The sequence below is a fragment of the Pseudomonadota bacterium genome, assembly GCA_041395565.1.
Taxonomy (GTDB): Bacteria; Pseudomonadota; Gammaproteobacteria; order UBA9214; family UBA9214; genus UBA9214.
In genome coordinates this window covers 228,139-241,079 of record JAWLAI010000003.1, presented here as the reverse complement: position 1 = coordinate 241,079, position 12,941 = coordinate 228,139, and the positions used below count along the sequence as shown (strand labels likewise).

The following is a 12,941-nucleotide window of genomic DNA, read 5'->3' as shown; positions in this document are numbered from 1 at the left end:
AGTGAATCCGGATATCAGCCATATCATGTAAAACAGTGTCCCGACATTCAGAGAACCAGCGTGACCAGGATTGCGACCAGCAGAATGATGATGACGTCGTTCGAGCTGAGGTTGCCGCCCGCCTGCAGGCTGTTGATCTTACCGGCGAGCGTATGGACTTCGGCATCGGTCAGTCCCGCCACACGTTCCTGCGCGGCTGCCGGGTCGACGCCCAAGGCGCCCAGCCGTTCACGCGCGTCAGCCCGTTCCAGAAATGCCCCGACCCGGGCGCGCTCCTGATCCGCCATGCTACCGGCAATAGCCTGATCGGTCGTCACCAGCGCCGCGCCAGCCAGCGGTGTCAATACGCACAACACAACCGTGGTCGCGGCCGCCAACCAAAAGCGCCTCAGTTTCATTTTCATCGTGCCTCCCGACTGTTGGTGGTATCTGAATATGGGCATAACTGGTGAAGCATAGAACGGGTTACCAATATTGTGAAGTCCGCCGCCCGACTAATGGCGGCGTATACGGTTGAAGGATAGCCGGCCTGCGGGCCAGCGGGAATTCAGCCACTAGCGGAGGCCCGTTGTGACTTTGCCAGACCTTTACGCCCCACCATGTGGTGTCGGGACTGTCTGCAGTCAGGCTTTCGCGACGAAGGTTTCCCGCTGCGCCCCTCGACGGCTGGCTGGCATTCAACGATGCGCTGCCCGGCATCCCTGCCAGGGCGACTAAGAACCAGACCGTGTGCTGCCAGGAAATTTTATCGCGCTGAAACAGCGCCGCCACAACGGCCCTCCGGGGCCGTTAACGTAGCTGAATGATGTCGACTATTCTGTCACTGCTGCCATTTTCAGGTTGTCTGTGTTGTTCCGGGGCTGGTCGGCGTACGACCTGGAAACGGGTTCGGTTGCAAGACTGATTGCAGCTCGATTCCGATATTGGCGCTCAGACTTTCCATCGAATGAATTCCTACTTCAAAAGTCGCATTCGATATAGCAACATCCAGTTGCTCATAAGACATACAAACCATTGACCATACAAACAGGGAATCACACGAAGATGTCAGAACATTCAATTGGCAGCAATCCCACTATCGAAGAGGACCTGGTTGCGCTGCAGATGCATATGCACCATTACCGTTCCGCGCTTAACGACAGGGGAATTTGGCTATTCCTGGCGACGCTCGGATGCTGGAGTGTTGAGAATGCACATATGCAAATACTGGCGTTTCTTATCACATTTTATTTATTTTTCATACAGCTGACGGAGAGCCAGAAGGACAAGCGCACGGCGCCATCGCTTGTTGCAGCCGTCAAGGATCGCATCGCCAAGGCGGACCTAGATGACAAATCCAGGAACAAGTATCTTTTCGATCTTAAGGCGCTGGAACGAGAAATATTTTCTCTTAATCTTACGACTTTCAGGAATGCCCTCCCATTCTTCCTGCCTTGGTTGTTCTTTGGCATATCCTTCGTACTCTTTTTTGCGAATCGCCTAGCCTTGCTTGCAAGTCAGTCGTAACGACGCACGATGACATAGTTACAGGGTCACGCTTGTTAGCGGTTTTAGCAGCCGCTTCATTTGGCAAGTGTCCGGAGTCGACCGTGCCTGGACGTACAACGACGCCAATACAGCCGGAGCATCGTTCGGGTCTGTTCGGCCGGGTTCGGTAACGAATCCGGTTTCGGTCAACCGAACCTATGCAAACTGTCGCTAGTCGTGCACCCGAATCGGTGTCGCGCCCGGCATCAACAGCCCGGCTGATGCGGATGACGATATCCGGTTAGATTTGTGGTTTATTATTCCGTTAATACAAACAGTTATCGCTTACCATGAGCCAATGGGCCCGGGCGGATCCACATCAACCACAGTATTCCAGACTCTGCGCCATCGAACCCCTTCGGGCACGCGGGACTGCTGCACCATGTTGTGGCACAGCGGAGTTGCAACCGCAGTCGAGCTGGTCAGGATGCGCATGAAACTCGCGTAAAACCCGCTGTCACGCTTTGCCTATGCGGTTGCGGTTTAACACTGGAACCGGCATTTCAAGTCAACCCGGGGGATTCATGCTCATTTCATGTCATCTCTTTATGCTAACGGTGGCAGCTGAAGCGCCGGTTCATTGACAGCTACCTGCCGGCGATTCTGATTTTTATCGCATGACTGGATGTCGCCGGTAATGCTGATACAATTTGCACTAAACAACGAACCCGTAACACCACCCAGATGCAACACGCGACCACACTCAAAGTCAGCATCATGAACACCAAGGGTGGCTGTGGCAAAACCACGATCGCCACCAACCTGGCGAGTTTCTGTGCCTCGCACGGGTACGGCACTGCGCTGGTCGACTACGACAGACAGGGTTCAAGCATGCGCTGGTTGCATGAACGCCCCGGCTACCACCCGCCGATCTACGGTATCGCGGCCTATAAGCCGCCGCGCGAAGGCATCACGCGGGCCTGGCAGATGCGGACACCGCCGGATACGCGTTATGTCATTTCCGACACCCCCGCCGGGTACAGCCTGATTGACATGGAGGACCGGGTTGCCGAGGCGGATGTCATATTGATACCCGTATTACCGTCTTCTATCGATATCCACTCGACGGTCGACTTCATTCGGGATCTGCTGCTGATCGGCAAGGCACGCAAACACAATACCCGCCTTGCCATCGTCATGAACCGCACCCGCATCCGTACCCGGGCGCTGGACAAGCTGGAACGCTTCCTCAACAAACTCGATATCCCCGTCATCGGCCGCATTCGTGACACCCAGTTCTATGTCAGCGCGGCCGAGCAAGGCCTGGGCATCCATGAGATGAAGGAGCGCGAGGCGTCCAAGGACCGTACCACCTGGGACGAGATGCTGGATTGGCTGGACCACAATCGCGGCGGGTTCATCGAATCCGAGTCCGCGCTGCTGCAGGATCTCAGCGCCTAGGCATCGACCGCAGCATGCCCGCCTGATCCGTCCCGGCGCGCTCAATCCATTCTGATTCCGGCTCAATTGCGGCCGGCTGCACCCGCCGTTCCAGGGGTAGCACATCAGCGCTTCGACCCGCCTGAATCCGCATCAGTCCGTCATGGCGTGATCGCAACTCCGTAGGACCCGTCGCCGCCCGCCAGGCCAAAGTGATCCCCAGCCTCCCGCAGTCCGTTTCAGCGACGCGAGACGAGCGCACTGTTCGGAATTACGCGGCTGTGTGATTCCCGCTGTTCCAGCGCTCAATCAGCGGGATGCAACGGCAAGCAACCGCTGCGAAACCAGCGGTAGTCGCACGGGAAATTGCACTCCAATCCGCCATGTAGGTGACATATCGGATCCATAGGTAAACATAGATATTGAAATATTATTTATCAATTATATACTGATAATAACTTTGCTGCCAGACATACGCATTCTTACCGGAAGGTTGTAGACATGGGAATTTTGGAGCGTAGCGGAATTTGCCACGAGACCGGTGACTGCTTCATCACCAGCATGGCATTTCTAGCAGTACTCGTAGCCTGGATCGTCCTGGTCTGCTGGATGATTTTCAGCTAGCGCGCCGGGACACGGCGGCGCGATAAGCAACCAGGCAAGGATCTTCCTGGCAGCGGGCGCGCTTGCGACGCGTCCGCCCTTCCTCTCACACGATGACATCGATGCCGGTTCGCGCATTGCCGCGGCCGCGTGCGGCATGGCAATCCGCAGTACTCGAGTGCATTCCTGCCTGCACCGCTGCAGCGTCATGACCCGGGACAGGCACGCCATTCCAGTCAAACGCAGCGCAAAATAAAAAAAGGCGGCGTCGCCGGGCGACGCCGCCTCAGCGAGTGGCAGACTAGATCAGGATATCGATACCGTCTGTCAGGACGTTGCTCGTATCCGGACTGAAGGTGTGATCCGTCTTGATCACCTCGACGACGCTCAGCGTATAGTGGCCGGCCACCGTGGGGGTGAGTGCGAAATCGGCCCGCAACCGCCTGCCGATCTTGCTGTACTTGTCCACCGTCGTGCCATCCGGCAAGGTCCACACCGCATGCACGACCGCCCCGTCCACAGCCAAACCGTTCTCGTCAACGAGCCAGACCTGGCCGCTGATGCGGTTGTTGTAACGGGTGTAGCTCAGTGCCATCCGGTCAACCGACATGCAATTGCTGCTGCAACCGGCAGCGTTGTCCACCACGGTGATAGCGGTCGAGTTGCTATCCGATGCGCCCATGTTGTCGGTCACGGTCAGGGTGGCGACGTAACTGCCGACGCCGTTATAGGTGTGGGTCGGGCTGGCCGTGGTGGAACCGCTGCCGTCACCGAAGTCCCAGGCATACGTGACGATCGCACCGTCGGGATCTACCGAACCATACGAGTCGAAGTTCACGGTCAGGGGCGCATCGCCGCTGACGGTGTCGGCGTTGGATACCGCCGTGGGCGGCGCATTGGCCGCGCTGCCGATCGCGATACTCCGGCTGGTGATACTGCTGTTATCCGGATCGAAGGTATAACCGATCTTTACCACATCGACAACGGTGAGCGAATAGACACCCGGTACGCCGGCGGTAGACAGGCTGAATTCAGCGCGCAGACGGGTGCCGATGAGCGCGTACTGGTCAAAGGTGGAACCATCAGGGCGGGTCCACAGCACGTGGGCAACCGAACTCCGCGAGCTCGTCGCCGACCCGTTTTCGTCGATGAACTTGACGACGCCGCCGATCGAACTGCCGAGATCGGTCAGATCGATACTGTACACGCGCAGGCAGTTGCTGGCGCAGGTTTGCGCCTGAGCGTTGGTGGACGCGATAGCAAAAAGCGCCAGCAGTACAAGCAGCGCTGACACCAGTTTCCAATAGCTTGAGGCTAGTCGTGGCATGATTGCAAACTCCAGTAAATAAATTTCAAATTCACCCTGCCACCGCAGTCATCCTGCAGTGGCAGGGCCTGGTCCGGGTCCGCGCTAACGCGAACCGCCCCTGGTGTTTCCGTCCATCCGCATACCAGCTTTCCGATTACCGTCAGTGCAGCGCCCGACGACTCGCGGCGTTGCAGCTGTCCTGCAATCATTGCTTGTGCAGAACGTTATTGTTCACGTCAAAATCACGCTCGCGGCCTCTGCCAGTCAGCGTAAAACGCCACGGCCTGACGGCAGTCGCGGTAAGCGCCGCCCTGATCACCTCAGTCACTCTTGGCGCCAGGCCCTAGGCTGTATCTCTTGCTGGCGGAATGCCGTGACTGGCATCACAGGCGCACATCACCCGGCACGGGTCGAGACATTACGATGACTGCATCTGCTTTCCTGCATCGCCGTCGTTACGGCCGCGATGCCGACACGCTCTCTCGACAAACGCGCACCGCTTGCCAGCCGGGTGCATTGCGTTTGCATGACCCTCACATTGCATGCCGCATGCCAACCACAGGTAACCCGATAATCAGCAAGAACAAAGGTCGCTGCGGACCGGCATACACTGCAGATCTGCCAGCAAAGGCGTGCCGATTTTGTCGCCGGCTGATGACGAGACCGCCACAACCCAGGCTAAACGCTCGGAATCAATTGGTTTCCAGTGTCGCCCGCAGGTGACATGCCGTTCCGTTCGCGTATGCAAGACCGGCGCTGCGCGCCGTGCAGGAGTTATAGGCGCATAAAGACAGCATTGGGCATGGCGGCAGAATTGCGAACGCGCGCAAGAATTCCGGGCAAGGATTGATTCAAACGGTAACGCCCGGGTTATGCCGCAGTCGCTGTGCGGTTAAGGCATCGGCGCGAGATAAAAGCGTCATGTATTGGATACACGGCACCGGACCGTGCGCTCGGGCGGCGCTAAGGACAACAGGCGTGGGAAAATGGCGGTCTGCGCGCAGCGCTCGCGCAAGTACCGCGTCAGACTCGGTTTGTGGTGTTGCAGACCGTCAGCGTGAAACCGGCAAACCCGGCAGTGGGCGCATGCCTGACTGGTTATGCCTCACTGGATTCCGGCCAGAGGTCCGCGTCGTCTTCGTCGAGCGCTTCGTCGTCACTGTAATCCGTGTCGGCGGGTTTCGCGAGCGGAATGATCGCGGCTTCGACGACGCTGCGATCCCGGCCGCCACGGCCCTTGAAAGCACGTCGCGCCTTCTTGTAACCGGCATCGAGCTCGCCGATAAAACCGGCTTCGCTTGGTTTCAGATCACGCAGCTTGGCTGCGACGGTGGCAAGATCATATTCGACGATTTCGCCGCGCTTTAGGTTATAGAGATAAACCGTCTTACGGTTACCCGTTTCGAAGCCTTCGTCGCGCAGCACCGGACTGCTGCGCTCACCCGCCATGAGATAGCCATACCAGCATGATGCGCTGCCTTTCGAAATACCCGCCATCGCGATGCTCCCCCCACCAAAGAAAGAAACCCGGCCGGATTAACCGCACGGACCGCCACCTGGAACCTTCGCAGTTATCGTGCCGGACCGGTGAAACTTGAAGCGAGTTCTTGCCCCCCCGGGCGGGCACTATACCGCGGAAACAACACGACGGGCTTCGCCGGGGCCGGCGCGCTACCCGGCCGGTCGCACCGAGTCACTTTGACACGCCGCAACGGCCGTGGCGCTGCCCCATTACCGGACGATCCGGCAACGCCGCCCGGATACGTGATCGATGTCACAGGACGAACCACACCGGTCGCCGGCAGCGCTGCATCATGGCCGTTCCAATGCCATTGCAACCGGCGCTCCCGCGCATAACCCGATGTATTTATGGTGATTTCGGCGGCGCCGCCAATGTAGATCTAATCCAATGATTTCAAATAGGTTTATCGGGCAGAAGGCTAAAGTCCGGCTAGCGGCAACCGATGACATATGAGGTGCAGACACCCGCTCTGGACTGTCAACTCAACCACACAGCAGCGGCCCGCCAGGCCAGGACCCCGGACCCACCGTGGACAAGTACGACGACAGCACAACGGAAGCATCCGGATTGCCGCCGCACCAGCACAGCCACATCGTCCCGGTCCCGGGACAGCAAGCCAAGAGATCACCGCCCCAGCCGCACCCGCCAGCCGGACAGGCGCAACTGCAGCACAAGCACAACCAGACCGAGCTATCCACCAGCATCGTGGTGATGGCGATCGTCGCCACGGTGTTCTGGGACGACATGCCGCAGCTGCTCATACTCGGCTGGATGCTCGCCCTGCTGACCACGCTCGGCCTGCGTTCGCTGTTCGATTCGATCGCCGCCGGGACGCAGGACGGACAGGCCGGCTGGCGTGAACGCCGCATCACCGGCGTCCTGCTGACCGGTATCTGCTGGGGCACTTTCGGCGGCGCCGCGATCCTGTACGGCAATTTCGTACAACAGGTGTTCACACTCGAGGCATTGGCCGGCATTGCCCTCACGGCCTATATCTCCATGCAGGCCTCGCCACGGACCCTGGCAGCGTTCCTGATCCCGTCCCTGACACCACTAACCGGCTTCTTCATCAACAGCGGCGAGACCATCGGTTACGCCCTGGGCGGTCTGGTCCTGATCTTCGGCGCCGTGATGCTGCTGTCCGCGCGCAGGATGCAGGAGATGCGATCCAGATCCATGCATCTGGGCGCCCATAACACGGAGCTGATCAAGAAGCTGGTGACGACCAGGGAGTCCGCCGAGGCGGCGCGGGAATATGCCGAGCAGGTGAACGCCGAGTTGCAGCAGCAGATGAATGAACGCGAATGCATCGAAGAGCGTATCCGCGCCTCGGAACAGCGCATGTCGGCGATTTTCGACAGCATGCAGGACACCATCTACCAGACCGACCTCGACGGTACGGTGCAGTGGACCACGCCCTCGGTGAAACACCTGCTCGGCTACGATGTCGACGAAGTACTGAACCGTAACATCAAGGAATTCTACGTCTGCCCGGATGATCACGCGAACCTCAAGCACGCGCTCGACATCAACGAAGGGCGCCTGCAGCATTTCGAAACCCGGATGCTGCACAAGGACGGCGCGCATATCTGGGTCTCGGAAAACTCGCACTACCGCTATGACAGCAATTCCGTCGCAATCGGCATCGAGGGAACAATCCGGGACATCACCGCGCTGAACCACGCGAAGGAAGCGCTGCAGCTGGAAAAGGAGCGTGCGCAGGTGACGCTCGGCTCGATCGGCGACGGTGTGATCACCACCGACCTGAACGGCGATATCGAGTACATGAATACCGTGGCTGAGCAGTCGACCGGCTGGCGCCTCGAGGATGCCCGCGGCAACCCCATATTCAGCGTCTTCAACGTGGTCGACGAGAAGACCTACGAGTCGCCTCCGGATCCGTCGGAATACTGCCTGGTGAAAGGCCGCGGCATAACCCTCGCGGGCAACCTGCTGCTTATGCACCGGTTTCGCAACCAGCACATGTCGGTCGAGGTCAATGTCTCGCCGATCCTCGATTCGAACACGAACATCACCGGCATGGTGCTGGTGTTCCATGACGTCACCAAGCTGCGCGGCCTGGCACGCAAGATGTCCTACCAGGCCAGTCACGACTCGCTCACCGGCCTGCTCAACCGCAGGGAATTCGAGAACCGCCTGGAACAGGCGATCGACAATGCACGCAGGGAAGACAATCGCTACGCGTTGTGTTACCTCGATCTCGACAATTTCAAGGTGGTCAACGACACCTGCGGCCACAGTGCGGGCGACGAACTGCTCAAGCAGCTGACCATCAAGTTCCGCATGCAACTGCGCGAGGCCGATACCCTGGCGCGCCTGGGCGGCGATGAATTCGGTATCCTGCTGGAGGGTTGCTCGATCGAGCATGCCCAGGAGGTGGCGGAGTCGATCAGGCGGATCGCCGAGAATTTCCGCTTCGTCTGGGACAACACCTTCTTCCGGATCGGGGTCAGCATCGGCCTGGTGCCGCTGACCCGCACCTCGGGATCGCTGACCGACATCATGAGCGCCGCCGACTCCGCCTGCTACGTGGCCAAGGAGCAGGGCAGGAACCGGATCCACATCTACCAGCACAACGACGAAGCCGTTGCCGAGCGACATGGCCAAATGCAGTGGGCCAACAGGATCCAGAACGTGCTGGAGGAAAACCGCTTCAGGCTGTATTTCCAGCCGATCATGCAGCTGCACCCGGCAGTGCAGGGCGACAAGACGCACGGCGAGATACTCATCCGCATGCTCGACGACAACAACAGCATCGTCGGCCCCGGCGCGTTCCTTTCCTCCGCAGAACGCTACCTGCTGATGCCCGCCATCGACCGCTGGGTGATCCAGAACACCTTCAGGCTGCTGACACTCGACAACAGGCGCGCCGAGCGCCGTATCGACACGATCTGCATCAACCTGTCGGGCCAGTCGCTCTCGGATGACCGCTTCATGGACTTCCTGATCAGCGAAATCGGCAACTGCGGCGTGCGGCCCGGGCTGCTCTGCTTCGAGATCACGGAAACCGCGGTGATCACCAACCTCTGCACCGCGACAAAATACATCGCCAGGCTGCGCGAACTCGGTTGCCGTCTGGCACTGGACGACTTCGGCGTCGGGCTGAGCTCGTTCAGCTACCTCAAGAACCTGCCGGTGGACTACCTGAAGCTGGACGGGTGTTTCGTGCAGAACATGATAACGGACGAGACCGACTACGCCATGGTCAGGGCGATCAGCCAGATCGGGCGCACGATGAATATCAGCACCATTGCCGAATACGTCGAGAACCACGCCACGCTGCAGGCCGTGCGCGATATCGGCATCGACTACGCGCAGGGCTACTACATCAGCAAGCCGGTACCGGTTGAGATCGGCCTGTTCAACGACACCACGAACACCGCACGGCTGCTGGACGACATCGGGCACATGCACGAACGGCGCGCAGCCGGCGACTGAGTGCGGCTCCCGCGCTACGGGTGCTTCTTCTCCTCGGCCTCGATGCGGTCGAGCTCGGCATCCATCTCGGCCTCACTGAGCGGCCGGTAACCGGCCGTCCGGCCGCCCTTGTCGGCAGCAGCCTGCGCCTGGCGCACGAACCAGCCTGAAAAATACACACCCAGCTCGAACAGCAACCACATCGGCACCGCCAGCAGGGTCTGCGAGATCACGTCCGGCGGCGTCAGCAGCATGCCGATGACGAAGGCCGCCACGATCACGTAGGGCCGCTTCTCACGCAGACCCTCGCGCGTCGCCACACCGGTCCAGACCAGCAGGACGGTCACGATCGGCACCTCGAACGCGGCGCCGAATGCGAAGAACAGGGTGAGCACGAAATCCAAGTAGCGGCTGATGTCGGTCATCACCGCCACGCCTTCCGGCGCGGTGCTGGTGAAGAAGGCAAAGACCAGGGGGAAGACCACGAAGTAGGCAAAGGCGGCGCCCGCATAGAACAGCACCGTGCTCGACACCAGCAGCGGCAGCACCAGGCGGCGCTCGTGACGATACAGTCCCGGCGCGACGAACGACCAGAGCTGATACAGAATCCAGGGAATGCTGATGAAGACCGCCAGGAACAGCACCAGCTTGAAGGGAATCAGGAAGGGCGCGGCAACCTCGATGGCGATCATGCTGCCGTGTTCCGGCATATGCGCCAGCAGCGGGCCTGACAATGCGGTGAACAGGGTGTTTGCAAACGGCAGCAGCGCGAGCAACACCACGGCGACGACCAGCACAATGCGCAACAGGCGGTCGCGCAACTCGACCAGGTGGCTGATGAACGGCTGCTCGGTGTCAGCCAGCTCCCGCTCCTCGGTTTCCTTGTTATTGCTGGCGCTCATCCACGTTGCTCTCGCCATCCCGCTCCGGCAGGGCGGCGGCCGGCCGCGCGCGGGCTGCGGATTCCTGTGACTGCAGCGGCTTGCCGGTCGCCTCGTCGACCAGTTCCTCCAGCTCCGGCAACGCCGCCTGCTTGGCCAACGCCTTCTTCAGTTCTTCGGTCGCTAGCTCGCGGTCGATGTCTGCCTTTACCGAGGATATGAATCCGCGCATCTTGCCGAGCCAGAGCCCGGTCGTACGCGCAATGCGCGGCAGCCGCTCCGGTCCCGCGACCAGCAGGGCGATGACGAAGATGAGAATGACTTCCGAAAAGCCGATGTCGAACATACGAGCCCGGCGGCCTAGCAACCGGAGCGAGGCAGACTAGACCTTGTCCTTGTCGTGGCGGGTGGCCTTGGCATCGATGACATTTCCCTGCCTGCCTTCCAGCTTGTTCCCCTCATCGGCCTCGTCCTCGCCTTCGCGCATTGCCTGCTTGAAACCCTTGATTGCACCGCCCAGGTCCGAGCCGATGTTGCGCAGGCGCTTCGCGCCAAACAACACCAGCACGATCGCCAGGATAATCAACAACTGCCAGATACTAATGCCCATCGAAATCTCTCCAACTGTAGCAAACAGGTACAGGTTGTGTGGTTACTTGCCGCGCCCCGCCTTCTCTTCCAGCCCGGATATACCAAATCGCCGGTCCAGCTCCGCCAGCACGGCCTCCGGCCCGAGACCGCGGGCCGCCAGCATCACCAGGGTGTGGAACCAGAGATCGGCGGTTTCGTACACCAGCGCCTTATCATCTGACTCCTTGGCGGCGATAATGGTTTCAGCGGCCTCCTCGCCCACCTTCTTGAGTATGGTGTTCATACCCCGCGCGAACAGTCCGGCGACATAGGAACTGTCCGGATCGGCGACCTTGCGCGTCTCGATCACCCCGGCCAGCCGTTCGAGAGTATCAGCCATATGATTCCTTCCGTTTCAGCCTCAGCGCCCACCGTAGATGCTGTCCGGGTCCTTGAGCACCGGTTCCACGCTGACCCAGCGTCCGTCCTCCAGGCGCTGGTAAAAGCAGCTGCGCCGGCCGGTATGGCAGGCGATCCCGCCGACCTGCTCGACCTGCAGCACGATCACATCGTTGTCGCAATCCAGGCGGATCTCCCGCACCTGCTGCACATGCCCCGATTCCTCGCCCTTGTGCCAGAGCCGGCGCCGCGAGCGCGACCAGTATACGGCCGTTCCACCCTCTGCCGTGAGCCTGAGCGCCTCCCGGTTCATCCAGGCGACCATGAGGATCCTGCCGTCCGCGGCGTCCTGGGCGATCGCGGGTACCAGGCCGTTCGCATCCCATTTGATTGCGTCGAGCCAGTCCGGGTTCTGCCTGTCGGTCTGCATGCGCGCTCAGTCAGCCCTGCGCGACGCTGCGTCTGTCACTGCCTGCAGCCGCCGGCGCGACCGGCAGACCGGGAGCGTGGCCAACCACCACTGCGGCGGATTGCGCATCACAGCCGCACCTCGATGCCGAGCTCCGCCATATAGCGCTTGGCCTCAGCGACCGTGTATTCGCCGAAATGGAAAATACTCGCGGCCAGCACGGCATCGGCACGTCCCTCGGTCACGCCTGCCGCCAGGTGCGCCAGCGTGCCCACGCCGCCGGACGCGATCACCGGCACCTCGACCGCATCGCTCACGGCGCGGGTCAGATCGAGATCGAAGCCGTCGCGGGTACCGTCGCGATCCATGCTGGTGAGCAGGATCTCACCGGCACCGTTGCCCACCATGCGCCGCGCCCACTCGACCGCATCGATACCGGTCGGCCTGCGGCCGCCGTGGGTGAAGATCTCCCAGCGCTTCGCCACGCCGGGTGCGCTCACCTGCTTGGCGTCGATCGCGACGACGATACACTGCGAACCGAAGCGCTCGGCCGCCTCGCGCACGAAATCCGGATTGGCGACAGCAGCCGTGTTGATGCCCACCTTGTCCGCGCCGGCATTGAGCATGCGGCGGATATCGCCGACCTGGCGGATGCCACCGCCCACCGTCAGCGGGATGAACACCTCACCGGCCACCTGCTCGACGACATGTACCATGGTCTCGCGCTGGTCGGAACTCGCGGTGATGTCGAGAAAGGTCAGCTCGTCCGCACCCTGCTCGTCGTAACGGCGCGCGATCTCGACCGGATCGCCGGCATCGCGGATGTCCAGGAAACGCACACCCTTGACAACGCGGCCGGCGTCGACGTCGAGACAGGGGATGATGCGTTTGGCCAGTCCCACC

The 12,941-nt window shown here is 60.6% G+C and carries 12 protein-coding genes; 3 read left to right on the top strand and 9 right to left on the bottom strand.

The genetic code is table 11. From position 1 onward, the window contains the following. Positions 1 to 47: 47 nt before the first annotated feature. Positions 48 to 404, bottom strand: a complete 357-nt coding sequence (locus tag R3F42_04395) for a PA2779 family protein (GenBank protein MEZ5541264.1) — start codon at positions 402 to 404, stop codon at positions 48 to 50. A gap of 640 nt (positions 405 to 1,044) precedes the next feature. Here R3F42_04395 and R3F42_04390 point away from each other — a divergent pair. After that, the gene (locus tag R3F42_04390; protein ID MEZ5541263.1) at positions 1,045 to 1,506 is read left to right on the top strand and encodes a hypothetical protein; all 462 of its coding nucleotides are present in this window, start codon (positions 1,045 to 1,047) and stop codon (positions 1,504 to 1,506) included. 705 nt (positions 1,507 to 2,211) lie between these two features. After that, the gene (locus R3F42_04385; GenBank protein ID MEZ5541262.1) at positions 2,212 to 2,928 is read left to right on the top strand and encodes a ParA family protein; all 717 of its coding nucleotides are present in this window, start codon (positions 2,212 to 2,214) and stop codon (positions 2,926 to 2,928) included. Between the two features lie 883 nt (positions 2,929 to 3,811). Here the strand turns inward: R3F42_04385 and R3F42_04380 are convergent. Both R3F42_04380 and R3F42_04375 read right to left on the bottom strand, forming a co-directional pair. Then, the gene (locus R3F42_04380; GenBank protein ID MEZ5541261.1) at positions 3,812 to 4,837 is read right to left on the bottom strand and encodes a PKD domain-containing protein; all 1,026 of its coding nucleotides are present in this window, start codon (positions 4,835 to 4,837) and stop codon (positions 3,812 to 3,814) included. 1,080 nt (positions 4,838 to 5,917) lie between these two features. Next, the gene (locus R3F42_04375; protein MEZ5541260.1) at positions 5,918 to 6,316 is read right to left on the bottom strand and encodes a hypothetical protein; all 399 of its coding nucleotides are present in this window, start codon (positions 6,314 to 6,316) and stop codon (positions 5,918 to 5,920) included. Between the two features lie 553 nt (positions 6,317 to 6,869). On the opposite strand from R3F42_04375, the gene R3F42_04370 reads away from it, so the two are divergent. Next, the gene (locus R3F42_04370; protein MEZ5541259.1) at positions 6,870 to 9,800 is read left to right on the top strand and encodes an EAL domain-containing protein; all 2,931 of its coding nucleotides are present in this window, start codon (positions 6,870 to 6,872) and stop codon (positions 9,798 to 9,800) included. Positions 9,801 to 9,814: 14 nt separating this feature from the next. Here the strand turns inward: R3F42_04370 and tatC are convergent, their stop codons facing one another. The 6 genes from tatC to hisF form a co-directional block, all read right to left on the bottom strand. After that, positions 9,815 to 10,681 (bottom strand): twin-arginine translocase subunit TatC, encoded by an 867-nt coding sequence (tatC, locus tag R3F42_04365; GenBank protein ID MEZ5541258.1) that lies wholly within the window; start codon positions 10,679 to 10,681, stop codon positions 9,815 to 9,817. Beyond that, positions 10,665 to 11,006, bottom strand: coding sequence for a Sec-independent protein translocase protein TatB (gene tatB / locus R3F42_04360; GenBank protein ID MEZ5541257.1), 342 nt, complete (start codon positions 11,004 to 11,006; stop codon positions 10,665 to 10,667). Before tatB ends, tatC begins: the two co-directional genes overlap by 17 nt. Before the next feature lie 36 nt (positions 11,007 to 11,042). Continuing rightward, positions 11,043 to 11,270: a Sec-independent protein translocase subunit TatA gene (gene tatA, locus R3F42_04355; protein ID MEZ5541256.1), complete on the bottom strand. Its 228-nt coding sequence runs from the start codon at positions 11,268 to 11,270 to the stop codon at positions 11,043 to 11,045. A gap of 42 nt (positions 11,271 to 11,312) precedes the next feature. After that, a complete protein-coding gene (locus R3F42_04350; GenBank protein MEZ5541255.1) occupies positions 11,313 to 11,630 on the bottom strand; it encodes a phosphoribosyl-ATP diphosphatase in 318 nt (105 codons plus the stop codon). Between the two features lie 21 nt (positions 11,631 to 11,651). Further along, positions 11,652 to 12,059, bottom strand: a complete 408-nt coding sequence (gene hisI / locus R3F42_04345) for a phosphoribosyl-AMP cyclohydrolase (GenBank protein ID MEZ5541254.1) — start codon at positions 12,057 to 12,059, stop codon at positions 11,652 to 11,654. A 107-nt stretch (positions 12,060 to 12,166) separates the two neighbouring features. Next, complete coding sequence (gene hisF, locus R3F42_04340) at positions 12,167 to 12,940, bottom strand: imidazole glycerol phosphate synthase subunit HisF (protein ID MEZ5541253.1); 774 nt, start codon at positions 12,938 to 12,940, stop codon at positions 12,167 to 12,169. Position 12,941: the final 1 nt, after the last annotated feature.